This window comes from Xanthobacter pseudotagetidis (genome assembly GCF_043194795.2).
Classification (GTDB): domain Bacteria; phylum Pseudomonadota; class Alphaproteobacteria; order Rhizobiales; family Xanthobacteraceae; genus Xanthobacter; species Xanthobacter tagetidis_A.
Genome location: NZ_CM195534.1, coordinates 2,239,479 through 2,257,851, shown reverse-complemented (window position 1 = coordinate 2,257,851; position 18,373 = coordinate 2,239,479). Strand labels below are relative to the sequence as shown.

Here is an 18,373-nt window from a genome sequence, read left to right as displayed (position 1 = left end):
AATGCCGCACGGCGGCTACATGCCCGCCGACGTGCGCATCACAGGAAGATCATCCCATGACCCGCCTGCTTTTCCCGCTGCTTGCCTTGCTCGCCCTCACCTTGCCGGCGGCGGCCCAGCAGAAGATGACCTGGCATGCCTCCGAGACCGACCAGGGCGGCGCGCTGGTGTTCGGCGTGCCGGAGACCGAGGAAGTGGCCATCTTCTTCCTCTGCGACAAGGGCTCCGAGGACATCATCGTCCAGCCCATGATCGGCACCAAGGGCCTCGCCAAGGACGCCGCCGCCCGCGCCATCCTCACCGCCGGCGCGGTGAGCCGCACCTTCACCGGCAAGGCGGTGGCGGACGAGGACGGCGGCGCCATCAACGTGGAGGCCAAGGGCAAGATGGCCGACCTCAAGGCCCTGGCGAAGGGCAAGCAGCTCACCATCGAGACCAAGGGCGCCAAGCGCCAGATCACCCTCGACGGCGCCGCCGCCGCGGTGGCGCAGTTCGAGGCCGCCTGCAAGGCCAAGTAGACCGGTTCAGAGGCCGGTTCAGGCCGGCCCGGCGCAAATCGGGGCGGATCGGCAGCGATCCCGGCCGCGCCCAAGGCGGCCGCTCCGTTCCGCTAGGGCGGTCGCCTGCGGCCCGAGGCGAGCGCCCGCCCACCGGCCGCGACGCTCAGTCGTGCTTGTGCCCGTGATGATGGCCCTCGCCGTGGTGCTCGTGCCCGCAGCCGCCCCCGTGCTCATGCGCGTGCTCGTGAGCACGGGCGGCCGAGCCGTGGTCATGTGAATGCCCGTGCTCATGGTGATGCCCGTGCTCATGGCCGTGCTCATGGCCGCAGCCGCAGCCATCCCCGTGCGCATGGCCACGATGATCGTGGTCATGATGAGAATGGTCATGATGCCCATGGTCGTGGTGGCCGTGGTCGTGGTGGCCGTGGGCATGCGCCTCGGCCGCCTCGAAGGCGCCCTTCTCCGGGCGGAACGGCCGCCGCACCTCCTGAACCGCCGCGCCGAGGCCGCGCACCAGCTCGGCGACGGCGCCGTCGCGCGCCACGTAGACCGCGCCCTCGGCGATCTCGACCGGAACATGGCGGCCGCCCAGATGCCAGGCCGCCTTCAGGAGCCGCGCCGGGCTCGGCGAGGTCACCTCCAGGAGGTCCTCCGCCGCCGCCCTGACGCGCACCAGGCGCCCGTCCTCCAGCCTCACCGCATCGCCGTCGTCGAGCAGGGCCGCCTTGTCGAGATCGAGCACGATCCGGAGGCCTCCGGCGGTGGTGAAGGCGAAGCTGCGGCCGTAGCGGGCGCGATGGTCGAGGACCACTTCGTCCGCGACCTTGTCGTCCTTGACGGCGGGGCGGCGGACCATGGCGATGGCGCGGTTCATGTGACTGTCCCTCAAGCTCTCTCGGGCGCCGGGCGGGGTCGGCGCGTGCCGACAGGACTAGAGCAGGATTTCCCTTCGCGCCATGGTGTCGTCCCGGTGGTCCGGCAACGCCTCCGCCGCCTCAGATCGCCATCAGGCGGCGCACCTCGTCGCCGTCGAGGCCGCTCCGGTCGCCCTTGGCCACCACCTCGCCGCGCTCCATGAGGATGAAGCTGTCGGCCAGTTCCTTGGCGAAGTCGAAATACTGCTCCACCAGCACGATGGCCATGTCGCCGCGGTCGCGCAGATAGGCGATGGCACGGCCGATGTCCTTGATAATAGAGGGCTGGATGCCCTCGGTCGGCTCGTCCAGAACCAGAAGGCGCGGCCTCGTGGTGAGCGCGCGGCCGATGGCGAGCTGCTGCTGCTGGCCGCCGGAGAGGTCGCCGCCGCGCCGCTTCAGCATGGAGTTCAGCACCGGGAAGAGCTGGAACACCTCCTCCGGCACGTACTTCTCCTTCGCGGGCAGGCGGGCGAAGCCGGTCTCCAGGTTCTCCTTCACGGTGAGGAGGGGAAACACCTCGCGCCCCTGCGGCACGAAGCCGATGCCCAGCGCCGCGCGCTCCACCGTGGGCAGGCGGGAAATCTCCTTTCCGTCCAGCATGATCGAGCCGCCGGCGATGGGCCGCTGGCCGACGATGGCGCGCAGCAGCGAGGTCTTGCCGACGCCGTTGCGCCCGAGCACGCAGGTGACCTCGCCGGTCCTCGCCTCCACCGAGACCTTCTTGAGAATCTGGGCGGCGCCGTAATAGAGGTCGAGATTGTCCACCTTCAGCATGGCGCGCGCTCCTCCGGGCACAGGGCACCATTCCCTCTCCCCCACGGGGAGAGGGCCAGGGTGAGGGGCCAGAAAGGCGGGGAATCGTGCGCGACGCCCAGGCGGCGCGCCCCCTCACCCCATCCCTCTCCCCGTGGGGGAGAGGGAGCCACCTCGCGTCCCGTCATTCCCTCACCTCCCGAGATAGACTTCGATGACACGCTCGTTGGCGCTCACCTGGTCGAGCGAGCCCTCGGCGAGCACCGAGCCCTCGTGCAGCACCGTCACCTTCACGTCGAGGTCGCGCACGAACTGCATGTCGTGCTCCACCACCACCACGGCGCGGGTCTTGGCGATCTCCTTGAGCAGCACCGCCGTGTCCGCCGTCTCCTGGTCGGTCATGCCTGCGGCGGGCTCGTCCACCAGCAGCAGGCGCGGCTCCTGGGCCAGCAGCATGCCGATCTCCAGCCACTGCTTCTGGCCGTGGGAGAGCTCGGAGGCGCTGCGCTTCCTGTGGTCGGTCATGCGGATGCGCTCCAGGAGCTCGTCCGTCCGCTCGCGCTCGAAGGGGGTGCGCTGCCAGTAGAAGTTCGCGAACGGCGCGCGGCTCTCCTTGATGGCCAGCAGCAGGTTGTCCTCCACCGTGTGCATGTCGAACACGGTCGGGGTCTGGAACTTGCGGCCGATGCCGAGCTGGGCGATGGCCGCCTCGTCGAGGCGGGTGAGGTCGTTGACGCCGGCGAACAGCGCGACGCCCTCATTGGGCCGCGTCTTGCCGGTGATGACGTCCATCATGGTGGTCTTGCCGGCGCCGTTGGGGCCGATGATGGCGCGCATCTCCGCCTCGTCGATGGCGAGCGACAAGGCGTTGAGCGCCCGGAAGCCGTCGAACGAGACCGTGATGTTGTCGAGATAGAGCAGCGCCGACGTCATGGCGAGCGGGTCGCGCACGCGGTTCTGCGCGCGCGCCACGTCGGCAAGCTCCGCCTCCAGCGAGTAGACGCCGGGCGACTTCACCGCATAGGGATCGGCGGAGGAGATGGGCAGATGCGGGGACGCCATGGCGCTCACTCCGCCGGCTCGGGACGGGGGACGGGCGGCGCGGCCGCCGCCCTGCGGCGCGCCCAGATGCTGGACCACAGGCCGAGCACGCCCTTGGGCAGGAACAGCGTCACCACCACGAACAGCGCGCCGAGCGCATAGAGCCACGCCTCCGGCAGGGCGCCGGTGAACCAGGTCTTGCCGGCGTTGACGATCACCGCGCCGAGCGCCGCGCCCACCAGCGTGCCGCGCCCGCCCACCGCCACCCAGATCACCATCTCGATGGACTGGGCGGGGGCGAACTCGGACGGGTTGATGATGCCCACCTGCGGCACGTAGAGCGCCCCGGCGACGCCCGCCAGCATGGCCGAGAGCACCCAGGCGACGAGCTTGTAGTTCTCCACCCGGTAGCCGAGGAACCGCGTGCGGCTCTCCGCGTCGCGCACCGCCACCAGCACCTTGCCGTATTTGGAGGTGACCACCGCCCGGCACAGGACGTAGCCGCCGGCGAGCGCCGCCACGGTGGCGAGGAACAGCGCCATGCGGGTGGAGGCCGCCTGCACCGGGAAGCCGAGGATGTCCTTGAAGTCGGTGAGGCCGTTGTTGCCGCCGAAGCCCATGTCGTTGCGGAAGAAGGCCAGCATCAGCGCGAACGTCATGGCCTGGGTGATGATGGAGAGGTACACGCCCGTCACCCGCGAGCGGAAGGCGAACCAGCCGAACACGAAGGCGAGCGCGCCGGGCACCAGCAGCACCATCAGCATGGCGAACGGGAACATGTCGAAGCCCCACCAGAACCAGGGCAGCTCCTTGTAGTTCAGGAACACCATGAAGTCGGGCAGCACCGGGTTGCCGTAGACCCCGCGCGCGCCGATCTGGCGCATCAGGTACATGCCCATGGCATAGCCGCCGAGCGCGAAGAAGGCGCCGTGGCCGAGCGAGAGCACGCCGCAATAGCCCCACACCAGGTCCACCGAGACCGCGAGCAGCGCGAAGGCGAGATACTTGCCCAACAGCGGGATCATGTAGTCCGGCACGTGGAAGGGGTTGCCGGGCGGAACCAGCAGGTTCAGCACCGGCACCAGCACCGCCACGGCGAGCAGCACCACGAGGAACACCGCCCCGGTGCGGTCGATGATGCGCGCGCCGGTCATGTGCGGATGCTCCCTTCTGCCTCAGCCGCCCCGAGGGAGGCGTCATGCCCGGTCTTGTCCCGGCCATCCGCGCCGAGCCGGCAGCGCGACGCCCGATCGAATGCGCCCGGCCGCGGGGCGTGGATGGCCGGGACAAGTCCGGCCATGACGGCCGCCGACGCTCGGTGCCGCAGGGAGGGGTGAGCGCCCCTCACGATTCCACCGCCCGGCCCTTGAGCGCGAACAGGCCGCGCGGGCGCTTCTGGATGAACAGGATGATGAAGACCAGGAGCAGAATCTTGCCCAGCACCGCGCCGGCCACCGGCTCCAGGAGCTTGTTGGCGACGCCCAGCGTGAAGGCGCCCACCAGCGTGCCCCAGAGGTTCCCCACCCCGCCAAACACCACCACCATGAAGCTGTCGATGATGTAGCCCTGGCCGAGGTTCGGGCTCACATTGTCGATCTGCGACAGCGCCACCCCGGCGATGCCGGCGATGCCGGAGCCGAGCCCGAAGGTGAGGGCATCGATGCGGCCGGTGCGGATGCCCATGGCCGCCGCCATGCGCCGGTTCTGCGTCACCGCCCGCACATAGAGGCCGAGCGAGGTGCGTTTCAGGATCAGCAGCAAGGCGAAGAACACCATGAGCGAGAAGACGATGATCCACAGGCGGTTGTAGGTGATGGACATCTGCCCCACCTGGAACGCGCCGCTCATCCAGGAGGGGGCGCCCACCTCCTGGTTGGTGGGGCCGAACACGGTGCGCACCGCCTGCTGCAGGATCAGCGACACGCCCCAGGTGGCGAGCAGGGTCTCCAGCGGGCGCCCGTAGAGGAAGCGGATGACCGTGCGCTCGATCAGGATGCCGACGAGGCCGGTGAAGACGAAGGCCAGCGGCAGGGCGATGGTGAGCGACCAGTCGAACAGCCAGGGCGCCGAATTGCGGATGATCTCCTGCACCACGAAGGTGGTGTAGGCGCCGAGCATCACCATCTCGCCATGGGCCATGTTGATGACGCCCATGACGCCGAAGGTGATGGCGAGGCCGATGGCGGCGAGCAGCAGCACGGAGCCGAGCGAGAGGCCGTACCAGATATTCTGCGCCACGTTCCAGAAGGCGAGGTTGCGCTCGACCGCGGCGATGCCGGCCGCGGCCGCCGCCTTCACCGGCGCAGGCGCGTCGGCGGGCACCGCGCGCAGCATGGCGAGGGATTCCTGGTCGCCACGGGCGGCGATGCGCTTGACCGCCGCGAGCCGGTCGGCCTCCGAGGCGGAGGGCGCGTTGATGAGGATGGCGGCGCGGGCGTCCTCGAACGCCGCCTTCACGTCCGGCACCTGCTCCTTGGCGATGGCGGTGTCGAGCGTCTCCAGAGCCGCGGCATCGCGCGACTTGAACACCGCGGCGGCGGCGGCGCGGCGCTTGCCGGCGTCGGGGTTGAGCAGCGAGAGCGCACCGGACGCCGCCTCGATGGCCCGGCGCACGCGGTTGTTGGCGCGCACCGCAGTGAGGGCGGCGGGCGGTCTCGCGACGGCGGCGCCGGTGGCAGCGTCGGTCACGGCGCCGGACGGCGTGCGGATGAATACCGCCTTGGTGGAGGGATCGAACACCAGCCGGCCCTCGGCCAGCGCCGCGACGATGGCCGCCGCCTGGTCCGAGCCGGTGGCGGAGAGCGCCGCGAGCGCATCCGCCGTGTCGCCGTAGCTGTCATTGGCGAACTTCGCGACGATCGGCGCGAGGTCGGCGCCCTGGGCGCGGGCGGGCGCCGGGCCGACGGCCGCGAGGATGAGAAGGAGCGCCGGGAGAAGAAGCGGCAGCAGGAACAGGCGGCGGCGAAGCTGCGGGGACATCTTCATGGGCAGCATCTTCATGGGATCTCGGGCGTCCTTGATCGCGCGGCGGGAGAGCTGCCGCCGGAGCGGCGGAGGGACGCGGACTTGCGGAACGGGCACGTCCTCCGGGGATCGGGCCCTGCCGCACGCCGGGCGCGGCAGGGGATCGGGTCCAACCGGCCGCGCCGGGCACGGCGACGTCTCGGGAAAGCCGGCCGGCGGTCCCTCGGATGAACCCGGCGGCGTTCGTGCCGCCGGATGTCCTCGGGTGCGGGTCAGGCCCGGCTGGTCACGCCACAGCCCTCACTTGGCGGCGGTGGCGCCCAGGCACTTCTTCTGGACGGTGTCGTAGTTGCCGCAATTGTACTTCACCCAGTCGGCCTCCAGGGTCTTGGAGCCGTCGAGGAAGTCCGACCAGGCGTCGCCCGGCACCAGCTCCTTGGTCTTCCACACCACGTCGAACTGGCCGTCGCCCTCGATCTCGCCGATGAAGACCGGCTTGGTGATGTGGTGGTTCGGGAGCATCTCGGAGATGCCGCCGGTGAGGTTGGCCTGCTTGATGCCCGGCAGCGCCGCGATCACCTTGTCCGGATCGGTCGTGCCGGCCTTCTCCACCGCCTTCACCCACATGTTGAAGCCGATGTAATGGGCCTCCATGGGATCGTTGGTGACGCGCTTCTTGTCCTTGGTGAAGGCGTGCCACTTGTCGATGAACGCCTTGTTCTCGGGCGTGTCGATGGACATGAAGTAGTTCCAGGCGGCCAGATGGCCCACCAGCGGCTTGGTGTCGATGCCGGCGAGCTCTTCCTCGCCCACCGAGAACGCCACCACCGGAATGTCGGTAGCCTTGATGCCCTGGTTCGCCAGCTCCTTGTAGAACGGCACGTTGGCGTCACCGTTGATGGTGGAGACCACGGCGGTCTTCTTGCCCTGCGAGCCGAACTTCTTGATGTCGGCGACGATGGTCTGCCAGTCGGAATGACCGAATGGCGTGTAGTTGATCATGATGTCCTCGGCCTTCACGCCGCGGGACTTCAGGTAGGCCTCCAGGATCTTGTTGGTGGTGCGCGGGTAGACGTAGTCGGTCCCCGCGAGCACCCAGCGCTCGACCTTCTCGTCGTTGGCGAGATAGTCCACCGCCGGGATCGCCTGCTGGTTCGGCGCGGCGCCGGTGTAGAACACGTTGCGCTCGCTCTCCTCTCCCTCGTACTGGACCGGGTAGAAGAGGATGTTGTTCAGCTCCTTGAACACCGGCAGCACCGACTTGCGCGACACCGAGGTCCAGCAGCCGAACACCGCCGCCACCTTGTCCTTGGTGATCAGCTCGCGCGCCTTCTCGGCGAACAGCGGCCAGTTGGACGCGGGGTCCACCACCACGGCCTCGAGCTTCTTGCCCAGGAGGCCGCCCTTCTTGTTCTGCTCCTCGATGAGCATGAGCATCGCGTCCTTCAGCGTGGTCTCGCTGATGGCCATGGTGCCCGACAGTGAATGCAGGATGCCGACCTTGATGGTCTCCTGCGCCTTGGCCGCGCCGATCCCCATCGTCCCTGCGATGACGGCGGCGGCAGCAAGCGCCCCCACTCCCTTGGTCGCCTGTCCCAGCAAACCGAGCATTCGCTCTCTCCCCTGTTGTGCGGCCGGTGCGACCCAGCCCGCGGCAGAGGTGAGCAAGCCGCGTGCCACCCGCCCGGGGGCGGCCCGGCAAACGTCCGCCCCGGCGCGCACCGAAAGGGGGCGCAAGGAAGAAGATGCTTGGCTGACGTTGCGAAAAGAACCGATTCCGCAGCCTGGAACGCCGGAGTCAGCCCACAAATTGCATATAAATTAGTCATACTCGACGATCGAGGGGGTCAGCAGGTCGATTTCTGGGCATCACGCCCATCCGAATTGTGTGCAATCGCCCGCGAACTGGTCTGCGCATAATCAGGGCATAGCAGGCCGTGAAGGCTGTCTCCGATCAGGATCGTTAAGCGGAAACGCGGCCGTGAAGTGATGGCGCCTTCGTCCGCGCCGTTCACTTTGCACACTTTCAAGGCAGAGATTGTCGAAAGCCGGCCCGGCGGGGAGCGCGGCTGCGCGCTCCCGCATTGGCGATATTCATCCGGGCGCTATGGCACGTCAGAGAACGTTGAAGAGATAGAGCAGGACGATCACAGAAAGAGGAACGCCCATGATCCACAAGAGCAAACCGCGCATGTGTCTTCCTCCTGAAGCATGATGAAGACTGAACTCCTCTTCATTTCGAGACGTTCCGAAGCTTGAGCGAAAGAAATTCTTCTGCCCTTCGGGAACCTTGAGCGCATCCGCTACCAAGAGCTGGACCGCAACGCCCGAACCGGCATGCCCGAACCTGCGGACGAGGCGTGATCGACGCTTGACGCCGGCAACAAACTCCCCTTTCCCTGCTGCGCCGCAAAACGAGGGGACGCCCGTGGACGATCTGATCTCCGGCTACAGACGGTTTCGTGAGTTGGCCTGGCCTGAGCGCAAGCAGACCTTCGAGCGCCTCGCCGCACGCGGACAGAGCCCGCAGACCATGGTCATCGCCTGCTCGGACAGCCGCGTCGACCCGCAGATGATCTTCGATGCCGGTCCGGGCGAGATGTTCATCGTGCGCAACGTGGCGAACCTCGTGCCGCCCTATCTGCCAGACGCCAACTATCACGGCACCTCGGCCGCCATCGAGTTCGCGGTGCGGGTCCTGAAGGTGAACCACGTGGTGGTGCTCGGCCACGCCCAGTGCGGCGGCGTCCAGGCGCTGCTCGACGGCGCCCCGCCCGGCGCGGAAGACTTCGTCGCCGGCTGGATGACGATCGCCGAGCCGGCGCGGCGCCTGGCGCAGGACGCGAACCTGCCGCCGGAAGAGCGCCAGCGCTTCTGCGAGCATTGCTGCGTGAAGCTCTCGCTCTCCAACCTCGGCAGCTTCCCCTGGGTGTCCGAGCGTGTGGCCGAGGGGGCGCTGCAGCTCCACGGCGCCTATTTCGGCGTCGCCACCGGCCGGCTCGAACTGCTCGGACCCGACGGCGCGTTCGAACCCGTCTAGAGCGCGATCCGATCAAGTTGAACCAATTTGATCGGTGAATCGCCCTCTAACTTAATGATGGAGCGCGGGCCGGAAGAGCTCCCACGCCCCGCCTTGCGCACCGATAGCCTCATCGCGAGTCGATCGGCCGGGATAGGTCATCAAGGGCGACGCGGCCGGCGCCCCGGTGTATGGGAAGTCGGCCGGCGCCGGCCGCCGAAGCCCATGCCCGCCGGGCCGTCGCGTCCGGGGCGGAATCCGGCTCCGGATCGCGTTAATCCTGTCATGACCTTGGGACATATCAACCTGGACCTTCGCGATCCGGCACGCTGGGCGGAGGCTTCGTCGGAGGATGGCACGGGACCCGCGCGCGGGGCGCGGCGCCCCCGTCAAACGCGGCCGTGCAAGCGGCAAGGAGAACCGAGATGAACGTCGACCGGATCCTCCAGGCCACCGAGCCGTCCGCCCTCGCCTCCAGCCTCGGCCGGGAGCACGTCGCCGACATCGTCGAGTTCCTGAATGGAAAGAGCGTCGAGGAGGCAACCGAGATCGTCGCCCACATGCCGCTGCAATGGGGCGTGGAGGTGCTGGACCAGCCTCCCTTCCGCAACGCCTGCGAGGTGATCGAGACATTGCCCGAGGAGAAGGCGGCGGCGTTCCTCGAAGGGATGTCCTCCGACCGCGCGGCGGACGTGCTGCGCTGGATCGAGGAGCCGAAGAAATCCGCCCTGCGCGAGGGCCTCACGGCGGAGGCGCGGGCGGCCATCGACCACCTGCTCACCTATCCCGAGGACTCGGCGGGCGCGCTGATGACCACCGAGTTCGTCTCGGTGCCCTCCGACTGGAGCGTGAAGCAGACCCTCGACCACATCCGCGAGGTGGAGCGCACCCGCGAGACCGTCTACGCCATCTACGTCCTCGACCCGGCGAGCCGGCGCCTGACAAACGTCGTGACGCTGCGGCGCCTGATCTTCGGGGCGCCGGACGACAACATCCTGACGGTGGCACAGCCCTACGCCCCCATCACGGTCGCCCCCAACGCCACCCGCGAGGACGTGGCCCGCACCATCCGCAAGTACGATCTGCTCGCCGTTCCGGTGGTGGACACCACCGGGCACGTGCTGGGCATCGCCACCGTGGACGACGTGATCGACGCCATCATCACGGAGCAGACCGAGGACGTGCAGCGCATGGGCGGCATGGAGGCCATCGACGAGCCCTATCTCGACATCGGCTTCTTCCAGATGATCAAGAAGCGCGCCGGCTGGCTGTGCGTGCTGTTCCTCTCCGAAATGCTCACCACCTCGGCCATGCAGGTGTTCGCCGACGAGCTGGAGAAGGCCATCGTGCTGGCGCTCTTCATCCCCCTCGTCATGAGCTCGGGCGGCAATTCCGGCTCGCAGGCCACCTCGCTCATCATCCGCGCGCTGGCGCTGCAGGAGGTGAGGCTGCGCGACTGGTGGCGCGTGGCGGTGCGCGAACTGCCGACCGGCATCGTGCTCGGGGCCATCCTCGGCGTCATCGGCATCATCCGCATCGCCGTCTGGCAGGAGGCCGGCATCTTCGATTACGGCGAGTACTGGAAGCTGCTCGCCGCCACCATCGGCGCGGCGCTGATCGGCATCGTCACCTTCGGCTCGCTCGCCGGCTCGCTGCTGCCGTTCGCGCTGAAGCGGCTCGGCTTCGATCCCGCCACGGCCTCGGCGCCGTTCATCGCCACGCTGGTCGACGTGACCGGCATCGTCATCTACTTCTCGGTGGCGTGGATGTTCCTCCACGGCACCATCCTGTGAGGGGCCCCTCAGGCAAGCCGGCGCTCGGCGATGAAGCGCATCAGCGCGCCATAGCCGCCCTCCCCTTCCGCCGGCGCGGCGCGCGCCTCGCTCGCGAGCGCCTCGGGCGGGATGTGGAAGCCGCGGGCGGCGAGGAAGTCGAGCGCCTCGCGCTGGTCGGAGAAGCCGCCCACCGCCAGTTCCAGCGCTTCCGACAGACCGGTATTGCCGGAGGCGTCGGCCTTCAGGCGGTCGAGGTCCGAGTGGCTCATGAAACGTCTCCCTGCGTCGGCCAGCCTTCAGGGAAAACGGCGGCGCGGCCGGGAGGGTTCCCTTGCCGACCGCAAGGGCTCACGCCTCCAGCGTCTCGGTCTCGACGATCTCGATGCCGAAGCCGGCGAGGCCCACATAGGTCCGCGCCTTGGAGGCGAGCAGGCGAATCGACTGGATGCCGAGGTCGCGCAGGATCTGGGCGCCGAGGCCGACCTCGCGCCACTGGCGGTCGCGGGCAAGCTCGCTCGCGCTCTTCTCGCCCGGCCCCATGGCGGAGGGCGGCACGCCCATGGTGCCGTCGCGCAGATAGACCAGGACGCCGCGCCCCTCGTCGCGGATGCGCTCCAGCGACTTCTGGATCACCTTGCCGCCGGTGAAAACGTCGGTGATGGGATCGGCGCGATGCAGGCGCACCAGCACCTTCTCGCCGTCGCCGATGCGCCCATGCACCAGAGCGAGATGGTTCACGGTGTCGAACGGGGTGACATAGGAGAAGCCGTGCAGCTCGCCGATGGAGGTGGGCACCGGGAAGTCCGCCGCCCGCGTCACCAGCTTCTCGCGCGCCTGGCGGTAGGCGATGAGGTCGGCCACCGAGATGCGCAGAAGATTGTGCTTGTCGGCGAAGGCGGCCACCTGCGGCCCGCGCTGGACCGTGCCGTCGTCGTTCACCAGCTCGGCGATCACGCCCACCGGCGGCACGCCGGAGAGCCGGCACAGATCCACCGCCGCCTCGGTGTGGCCGGAGCGGATCAGCACCCCGCCCTCCTTGGCGATCAGCGGGAAGACATGGCCCGGCCGCACGAAGTCGGCGGCGCCCATGTTGGGATTGGCGAGCGCGCGCACGGTGTTGGTGCGCTCCTCGGCGGAGATGCCGGTGGTGGTGCCGTGCTTCAGGTCCACCGAGATGGTGAAGGCGGTGCCCATGGGCGCGTCGTTGTTCGACACCATGGGATCTAGCCGCAGGCGCCGCGCCTCGGAGGGCGGCAGCGGCGTGCAGACGATGCCCGAGGTGTTGCGGATGATGAAGGCCATCTTCTCCGGCGTCGCCAGCGAGGCGGCGACGATGAGATCGCCCTCGTTCTCCCGGTCGTCGTCGTCAGTGACGACGATGATCTCGCCGCGGGCGAAGGCTTCGATGGCGGACTGGACGCGGGCCTGGGTGGTGTCGGTCACGGGCAAACCTCGGATGAGCGGCGGCACGGATACGCCGAGGAAGTCGTTCGGGGTGACCTGGTGGCCGGTGGCCTCGGCGATCTTCTCGGCGGTCTCGCGGGAGATCCAGGCGCGGTCGTCGTTGCACAGCGCCGTGACGGAGGCGGGCGAGAGCCCCACCTGCCGCGCGAAGGCGCTGCGCTTGGTGCCGGTCGACGTGAGCCAGTCCGCGAGCTTCATGCGGGGAGCATAGACGGCGCTAATTTCAGTGACAATGAAATTTAAGGCACATTCGCTATGAATAAAAATCATCGTAAAGCCAAGCAAAAACAACGGGCGGAGCCGGCATGCCTGCGGGCCCCGCCCGCCGCGACGACCCGAGGACGTCACATCACCGAGCGCCAGTAGGGCGGCACGCCGTAATAGTCGTGGATGCGCTGGCCGTTCTCGCGCGACCAGTCATACTCCTCGTTGGCGCCATACTTCGGCGCCTTCTCCACCTGCTCCTTGGTGATCGAGACGCGGAAGCCGCCCAGGCCCTCGTCGTAGGTCAGCATGGACCAGGGCACGGGGTAGTAGTCCGTGCCGATGCCGAGGAAGCCGCCGAAGCTCAGCACGGCGTAGGACACCTGCCCGCTCTCCTTCTCCAGGATCAGCCGCTCCACCGAGCCGATATGCTCGCCGCGCGGGTCATAGACGGAGGTCCCCACCACCATGTCGCTGGCGACGAGGGAGTGGGTCTCCTTGATGTTGGGATTGCGCACGTCGGTATGCATGAAGCTGTCTCCTCCGCGTGGTTGCCATGCGGGGAAAACGAGCCGGAGGCGCGGGCGTTCCCGCCGCGCCACGGAAAATATCAAAGCGTAGCCTTGGCTTAGACCTCGAATGGCCACCGCACGAAGCCACCCACCTGGCCGCGATGGCGCAGGAGGTGGTCGGCGAGCACGCACCACATCATGGCCTCGCCCACCGGCACGGCGCGGATGCCGACGCAAGGGTCGTGGCGGCCCTTGGTGGCGATCTCGGTCTCCTGGCCGAGCCGGTCCACCGTGCGGCGCGGCGTGAGGATGGAGGAGGTAGGCTTCACAGCGAAGCGCACCACCACCGGCGCCCCGGTGGAGATGCCCCCGAGGATGCCACCCGCATGGTTGGAGAGGAAGTGCGGGCGCCCCTCATTGCCGAGGCGCATCTCGTCGGCATTCTCCTCGCCGGTGAGGCGGGCGGTGGCGAAGCCGTCGCCGATCTCCACGCCCTTCACCGCGTTGATGCTCATCATGGCGCCCGCGAGGTCGGCGTCGAGCTTGCCGTAGACCGGCGCGCCGAGGCCCGCGGGCACGCCTTCGGCCACCACCTCCACCACCGCGCCGATGGAGGAGCCGGCCTTGCGGACGCGGTCGAGCTCGGCCTCCCACAGCGGCACCGTGCCGGCGTCGGGACAGAAGAAGGCATTGTTCGGCACCTCGTTCCAGTCCCAGCGGGCGCGGTCCACCGCGATGTCGCCGATCTGAACCAGCGCCCCGCGCACCGTGGCTTCCGGCAGCACCTTGGCCGCCACCGCGCCGGCCGCCACCCGCGCCGCGGTCTCGCGCGCCGAGGAGCGGCCACCGCCGCGATGGTCCCTGAGGCCATACTTGATGTCGTAGGTGAAGTCCGCATGGCCCGGCCGGTAGGCGCCGGCGATGGCGGCATAGTCCTTGGACCTCTGGTCCACGTTCTCGATCAGGAGCGCGATCGGCGTGCCGGTGGCGACGAGGCCACCCTCCGGATGGTCGATGACCCCCGAGAGCACCTTCACCTCGTCCGGCTCGCGGCGCTGGGTGGTGAAGCGCGACTGGCCGGGCCGGCGCCGGTCGAGCGCGGCCTGGATGTCATCGCGCGTGAAGCGCACGCCGGGCGGGCAGCCGTCCACCACGCAACCGAGGGCCACCCCGTGGCTCTCGCCGAAGGTGGTGAAGCGGAACATCTGGCCGAAAGTGTTGAACGACATGGCGGACGCGATCCCGTGACGCAGGCTCAATAGGACGAGGCGCGCGCCCATGCAAACCGCATGACCGCGGCATCGGCGGCCCCGGCCGCGGGACCACCTGCGGGCTCCGCTACCATTCATCCGACCTTCCCATCGCGCAGAACCCTTGGTCTGTGCTATGGAGAACGCTGACGGAGACCAATTGCCCCCGCCATGCCCTTTCTCGAAATCCTCATCGTTCTCGTCCTGGTGTTGCTGAACGCCGTTCTCGCCGCCGCCGAGCTATCCATCGTCTCATCCCGCCCTGCCCGCCTCAAATCCATGGCGGAGAAGGGAAAAAGCGGAGCCCGCGCGGCGCTTCACCTGGCCGCCGATCCGGGACGCTTCCTGTCCACGGTGCAGATCGGCATCACCCTCATCGGCATCCTGGCCGGTGCCTTCTCCGGCGCCAGCCTCGGCACCCAGCTCGGCGACGCGCTGCGCGAAGCCGGCATGCCCGCTGGCGCCGCCGCCGCGGTGGGCTATACGGTGGTGGTGGCCGCCATCACCTATGTCTCGCTGATCGTCGGCGAGCTCGTGCCCAAGCGGCTGGCGCTGCAGAATCCCGAGCCCCTCGCCTGCCTCGTGGCGCCGCTGATGATGACCCTCTCGAAGGTGTCGGCCCCGGCGGTCTGGCTGCTCGATGCTTCGACCCGGCTGTCGCTGCGCCTCCTGGGCGCGGGCGGCGACCGGTCGAGCGGCGTCACCGACGAGGAGATCCGCGCCATCATCACCGAGGCCGAATCCGCCGGCGTCATCGATCCCGCCGAGCGGCGCATGATATCGGGCGTGATGCGCCTCGCCGACCGTCCCGTGACGGCGATCATGACGCCGCGCACGGATGTGGAATGGGTGGACATCTCGAAGTCCGCCGAGGAGGTGCGCGCCGAGTTGCTGGAGACGCCGCACAGCCGCCTGCCCGCGTGCGAGGGCTCGCCCGAGGAGACCATCGGCGTGATCCAGGCCAAGCGCCTGCTCAACGCCTATCTCAAGGGCGAGACCCCGGACCCGCGCGACTTCGTGGAGACCGTGCCCTTCCTCGTGGAGGGCGTCGGCGCGCTCGAGGCCATGCGCATCCTGCGCGGGGCCGACGTGCCTATGGGCATCGTCGTGGACGAGTACGGCGACATGTCCGGCATCGTCACCGGCTACGACCTCCTGGCTGCCATCACCGGCTCGGTGGCCACCGAGACCCACGTCGCGCGCAACGTGGTGGAGCGGCAGGACGGCTCGTTCCTGGTGGCCGGCGACACCCCCATCGACGAGCTGCGCGAGCTGCTGGACGTGGACCTGCCGCTGGAGGAGGGCTTCCACACGGTCGCCGGCTTCGCGCTCTCGCGCATGAAGGAGCTGCCGGAAGAGGGCGCGGTGTTCGATGCGCTCGGCTGGCGCTTCGAGATCGTCGACATGGACGGCCGGCGCATCGACAAAATGCTGGTGTCGCGCCCGCACATCCTGCACCGGCAGAAGGTCGCGGAGGGCAGCTGAGGCCGTCGCAGTGGCCGGCGGCGGCTGCCGCCCGCCCCCCTCGAAGCGGCGCGCCCCCTGCTCCGTCCCGCCTTCGGGTTCGGCTCAGTTGCGCCGCGCCAGCGAGCGCAGGAAGCCTTGATATTCGTCGGTCAGTTCCATGTCGACGCCGGGCGCCATGCGCAGCAGCAGGTTGGCGACGAACGGCTCGTCGTTGCGCGCGTCGGCCAGCACTTCCCGCAGCACCGGCAGGTTGTCCTCGATATGGGCGAGGAAGGAGACTCCCTTCTCCTCGGTCTCGCTCCAGCGGGCACGGGTCCACAGCGCGAGCGGATACATGATCTCGTGCACGAAGTTGGATTTCCGCGCCTTCTCGAAGAAGCGCAGGCCCGTGTTCCAGTTCTCCCGCGCCCGCATGGGCGGCGGCGGGATGTCGCCCGTCAACATCTTCTTGCCGGCCTGGCCGACGAAGTCGTCGAGCGTGGTCGGCGCATCGATGGCGGCGCGGAAGTGCCAGAGGCCGAACGAGCCCGGAAAGTCGGGGCCGAAGCGGTCCTTCAGCACCCCCTCCACCTGGTCCACGGCCGCGCGCTCGCCCTTCAGGGCCGCGGTCATGCAGAAGGCGAACACGGCGTCGTTGCCGACCTCGTGCACCACGCCGCCCTTCAGCTGCGCCGGCGTGAGCGCCGGCGTCCGCCCATCCGCCGGCACCTCGGCGTCGCCGGCCCGCAGCGCGGAGATGAAGGCCGTGATCTCCAGCCAGCCCATGTAGTTGGAGACGAACGCCACCGGGTCCACATGGACGATGGCGAGGTTAAGGGGAACCTTGCGGTTCCGAAGTTCCGTCATGTCGGTCATGGCGTGTCCCGAAGCCCACGAATCTGCGCCGCGAGCGCCGATTCCGTCGCGTTCGCGACAGGAGCGGCGCCCGTTCGGGGACACGGAGCAAGAGGGGTGCCAGGGGCACGGGACGCAGCCGGCGCGCCACATCTGCCGGCCGGGAGGCCTCAAGGGAGGGCGCCTCCCCTCGCCCCTTGGGGGTGTCCGGAGCGCCGTCGCCGCTCGCCCCGTCGCCCTCCGGCTTGACCGGAGGGCCCATGAACCGCGCCGCATGCCAGTGGACGGGATGGATGCTCCGGTCAAGCCGGGGCATGACGGCCAGGACGAAACGGCGAGCGCCGGGGCTCCGGGCACCTCCCGCAAGGGGAAGGGCTCCGCGCGGAGATCATGGGCGAAGGCTCAGTCGGCGACCTTGAAGGCGCCGCCGGCCACCACATAGACCGCGCCCTGGCGTACCGGCAGCAGCGCCGCCTCGCCCTCGGGCATGCCGGCGAGCACGTGGAGCGCAGCGCGCACGACGCCGCCATGGGTCACCACCACTGCGTCGCCGGGCAGGTCGGCGATCGCCTTCTCCACGCGGGCGCACAGATCAAGGTAGCTCTCCCCGCCCGGCGGCTGGAAGCGCCAGGGGTCGAGGTCACGCCGGCGCACGCCGTCATGGTCGCGGCGGCGCAATTCGGGCCAGGTCTGGCCCTCCCAGCGGCCGAAGGAGAGTTCCGCGAGGCGCATGTCGCTGTCGAACGCGCTCGCCGGCAGGTCGAGCGTGGTGCGCAGGATGCGCATGGTCTCCACCGCCCGCGACAGCGGGCTCGACACATAGCCGAGCCCCGAGACGTCGCCCACCAGCTGGTTCAGGACCCGGCCGACCTGCGCCGCCTGGATGCGGCCGAGCGCGTTCAGCGGCACGTCGCGCCGGCCCTGGAGGCGGCCGGCCACGTTCCAGTCGGTCTCGCCGTGGCGCACGAAGAACAGCCTGCGGCCTTCCCCGGCCGCGACACCGGCCGGCTGCGCGCGGGTCTCCTCGTTCATGCCGCGCTCCTCGGCGCGCCGAAGCGGAGGGCGGGGGCCGCTCGCAGGGCAAGCGGCGCGCGCGCCTCTCACCGGCCGGAGACCGAAACCACGTGGTCGTACCACGCGCCCATGGTCGGATAGGTGACGCGCAGCGTCACCTTGTCGCCCGGCGCCGACGGCCCCTTGTAGCGGACGACCACGCCCTTGAGCGTGCGCCCCATGCAGGGGTTCATGGCGCCGCCGTCCCGGCCGGTGGCGACGAAGCTGCCGTAGCCCATGGTGACGCGGCCACGGGGCGGCGCCGAAAGCACCTTGATGGTGGGCACCTGGGTCTGCTGGCAATTGTAGTCGGTGGTGCCGGCGGCAAAGATGGCACCCCTGGTGCCGGCGCCGCTGCCGGTCATGTAGGTGATGCCGTAATAGCTCGGCGTCACATAGTCCGGAAAGAAGGCGCCGCCCGAGCCGAACACCCGGTCGCGCAGGGGATATTCCTGCAGGGTCGGCAGACTCTGCGCGGCCGCTCCGGTGGCGGATGCGGCGCAGAGCGCGAGAACGGCGAAGGCACGGCGGCAGGCAACCAGCATGATCGATCTCCTCATCGCACGCCCTGAAACACGCGCATCCCGTCCGCGACCGGTGGCGGCTGCCGCGGGGCAGCC

17 protein-coding genes are annotated in these 18,373 nt (G+C 69.1%); 4 read left to right on the top strand and 13 right to left on the bottom strand.

The window, feature by feature from the left end; translation table 11 throughout:
• Nucleotides 1-56 precede the first annotated feature (56 nt).
• Nucleotides 57-518, top strand: coding sequence for a hypothetical protein (locus V5F67_RS10350; protein WP_394019502.1), 462 nt, complete (start codon nt 57-59; stop codon nt 516-518).
• A gap of 145 nt (nt 519-663) precedes the next feature.
• On the opposite strand, the gene V5F67_RS10345 is transcribed toward V5F67_RS10350, so the two are convergent.
• From V5F67_RS10345 to urtA, 6 genes are all read right to left on the bottom strand, one after another.
• On the bottom strand, nt 664-1,374 hold the full coding sequence (locus tag V5F67_RS10345) for an urease accessory protein UreE (RefSeq protein WP_394019504.1): 711 nt from the start codon (nt 1,372-1,374) through the stop codon (nt 664-666).
• Between the two features lie 121 nt (nt 1,375-1,495).
• Entirely contained in the window at nt 1,496-2,191 is a 696-nt protein-coding gene (gene urtE / locus V5F67_RS10340) for an urea ABC transporter ATP-binding subunit UrtE (protein ID WP_394019506.1), read from the bottom strand.
• A gap of 171 nt (nt 2,192-2,362) precedes the next feature.
• Entirely contained in the window at nt 2,363-3,103 is a 741-nt protein-coding gene (gene urtD, locus V5F67_RS10335; RefSeq protein WP_394019700.1) for an urea ABC transporter ATP-binding protein UrtD, read from the bottom strand.
• 134 nt (nt 3,104-3,237) lie between these two features.
• Nucleotides 3,238-4,365 (bottom strand): urea ABC transporter permease subunit UrtC, encoded by a 1,128-nt coding sequence (urtC, locus tag V5F67_RS10330; RefSeq protein ID WP_394019508.1) that lies wholly within the window; start codon nt 4,363-4,365, stop codon nt 3,238-3,240.
• A 190-nt stretch (nt 4,366-4,555) separates the two neighbouring features.
• The gene (urtB, locus tag V5F67_RS10325) at nt 4,556-6,211 is read right to left on the bottom strand and encodes an urea ABC transporter permease subunit UrtB (protein ID WP_394019510.1); all 1,656 of its coding nucleotides are present in this window, start codon (nt 6,209-6,211) and stop codon (nt 4,556-4,558) included.
• A 264-nt stretch (nt 6,212-6,475) separates the two neighbouring features.
• Nucleotides 6,476-7,714, bottom strand: coding sequence for an urea ABC transporter substrate-binding protein (gene urtA, locus V5F67_RS10320; protein ID WP_394019702.1), 1,239 nt, complete (start codon nt 7,712-7,714; stop codon nt 6,476-6,478).
• Between the two features lie 889 nt (nt 7,715-8,603).
• Here urtA and V5F67_RS10315 point away from each other — a divergent pair.
• Nucleotides 8,604-9,215, top strand: coding sequence for a carbonic anhydrase (locus V5F67_RS10315; RefSeq protein WP_394019512.1), 612 nt, complete (start codon nt 8,604-8,606; stop codon nt 9,213-9,215).
• 404 nt (nt 9,216-9,619) lie between these two features.
• The gene (mgtE, locus tag V5F67_RS10310) at nt 9,620-10,987 is read left to right on the top strand and encodes a magnesium transporter (protein WP_394019514.1); all 1,368 of its coding nucleotides are present in this window, start codon (nt 9,620-9,622) and stop codon (nt 10,985-10,987) included.
• An 8-nt stretch (nt 10,988-10,995) separates the two neighbouring features.
• Here the strand turns inward: mgtE and V5F67_RS10305 are convergent, their stop codons facing one another.
• The 4 genes from V5F67_RS10305 to aroC all read right to left on the bottom strand — a co-directional run bounded on the left by V5F67_RS10305 (nt 10,996) and on the right by aroC (nt 14,378).
• On the bottom strand, nt 10,996-11,238 hold the full coding sequence (locus V5F67_RS10305) for a hypothetical protein (RefSeq protein WP_394019516.1): 243 nt from the start codon (nt 11,236-11,238) through the stop codon (nt 10,996-10,998).
• A 79-nt stretch (nt 11,239-11,317) separates the two neighbouring features.
• Nucleotides 11,318-12,631, bottom strand: a complete 1,314-nt coding sequence (ribB, locus tag V5F67_RS10300; protein WP_394019518.1) for a 3,4-dihydroxy-2-butanone-4-phosphate synthase — start codon at nt 12,629-12,631, stop codon at nt 11,318-11,320.
• Nucleotides 12,632-12,777: 146 nt separating this feature from the next.
• Entirely contained in the window at nt 12,778-13,167 is a 390-nt protein-coding gene (locus V5F67_RS10295) for a PRC-barrel domain-containing protein (RefSeq protein WP_394019520.1), read from the bottom strand.
• Between the two features lie 98 nt (nt 13,168-13,265).
• Nucleotides 13,266-14,378: a chorismate synthase gene (gene aroC / locus V5F67_RS10290; protein WP_394019522.1), complete on the bottom strand. Its 1,113-nt coding sequence runs from the start codon at nt 14,376-14,378 to the stop codon at nt 13,266-13,268.
• Nucleotides 14,379-14,570: 192 nt separating this feature from the next.
• On the opposite strand from aroC, the gene V5F67_RS10285 reads away from it, so the two are divergent.
• A complete protein-coding gene (locus V5F67_RS10285; protein ID WP_394019524.1) occupies nt 14,571-15,884 on the top strand; it encodes a hemolysin family protein in 1,314 nt (437 codons plus the stop codon).
• Between the two features lie 84 nt (nt 15,885-15,968).
• On the opposite strand, the gene V5F67_RS10280 is transcribed toward V5F67_RS10285, so the two are convergent.
• The 3 genes from V5F67_RS10280 to V5F67_RS10270 form a co-directional block, all read right to left on the bottom strand.
• A complete protein-coding gene (locus tag V5F67_RS10280; protein ID WP_394019526.1) occupies nt 15,969-16,721 on the bottom strand; it encodes a hypothetical protein in 753 nt (250 codons plus the stop codon).
• A 381-nt stretch (nt 16,722-17,102) separates the two neighbouring features.
• A complete protein-coding gene (locus V5F67_RS10275; protein ID WP_394019528.1) occupies nt 17,103-17,732 on the bottom strand; it encodes a histidine phosphatase family protein in 630 nt (209 codons plus the stop codon).
• A 68-nt stretch (nt 17,733-17,800) separates the two neighbouring features.
• Complete coding sequence (locus tag V5F67_RS10270) at nt 17,801-18,298, bottom strand: hypothetical protein (RefSeq protein WP_394019530.1); 498 nt, start codon at nt 18,296-18,298, stop codon at nt 17,801-17,803.
• Nucleotides 18,299-18,373: the final 75 nt, after the last annotated feature.

Bases quoted from the DNA above. Each gene is read 5' to 3' on its own strand.
- V5F67_RS10350 (WP_394019502.1), top strand. From the start codon at position 57: ATGACCCGCCTGCTTTTCCCGCTGCTTGCCTTGCTCGCCCTCACCTTG.
- V5F67_RS10345 (WP_394019504.1), bottom strand. From the start codon at position 1,374: ATGAACCGCGCCATCGCCATGGTCCGCCGCCCCGCCGTCAAGGACGAC.
- urtE (WP_394019506.1), bottom strand. From the start codon at position 2,191: ATGCTGAAGGTGGACAATCTCGACCTCTATTACGGCGCCGCCCAGATT.
- urtD (WP_394019700.1), bottom strand. From the start codon at position 3,103: ATGACGTCGGCGCTGCTCTATCTCGACAACATCACGGTCTCGTTCGAC.
- urtC (WP_394019508.1), bottom strand. From the start codon at position 4,365: ATGACCGGCGCGCGCATCATCGACCGCACCGGGGCGGTGTTCCTCGTG.
- urtB (WP_394019510.1), bottom strand. From the start codon at position 6,211: ATGAAGATGCTGCCCATGAAGATGTCCCCGCAGCTTCGCCGCCGCCTG.
- urtA (WP_394019702.1), bottom strand. From the start codon at position 7,714: ATGGGGATCGGCGCGGCCAAGGCGCAGGAGACCATCAAGGTCGGCATC.
- mgtE (WP_394019514.1), top strand. From the start codon at position 9,620: ATGAACGTCGACCGGATCCTCCAGGCCACCGAGCCGTCCGCCCTCGCC.
- V5F67_RS10305 (WP_394019516.1), bottom strand. From the start codon at position 11,238: ATGAGCCACTCGGACCTCGACCGCCTGAAGGCCGACGCCTCCGGCAAT.
- ribB (WP_394019518.1), bottom strand. From the start codon at position 12,631: ATGAAGCTCGCGGACTGGCTCACGTCGACCGGCACCAAGCGCAGCGCC.
- V5F67_RS10295 (WP_394019520.1), bottom strand. From the start codon at position 13,167: ATGCATACCGACGTGCGCAATCCCAACATCAAGGAGACCCACTCCCTC.
- aroC (WP_394019522.1), bottom strand. From the start codon at position 14,378: ATGTCGTTCAACACTTTCGGCCAGATGTTCCGCTTCACCACCTTCGGC.
- V5F67_RS10285 (WP_394019524.1), top strand. From the start codon at position 14,571: ATGCCCTTTCTCGAAATCCTCATCGTTCTCGTCCTGGTGTTGCTGAAC.
- V5F67_RS10280 (WP_394019526.1), bottom strand. From the start codon at position 16,721: ATGACCGACATGACGGAACTTCGGAACCGCAAGGTTCCCCTTAACCTC.
- V5F67_RS10275 (WP_394019528.1), bottom strand. From the start codon at position 17,732: ATGAACGAGGAGACCCGCGCGCAGCCGGCCGGTGTCGCGGCCGGGGAA.
- V5F67_RS10270 (WP_394019530.1), bottom strand. From the start codon at position 18,298: ATGCTGGTTGCCTGCCGCCGTGCCTTCGCCGTTCTCGCGCTCTGCGCC.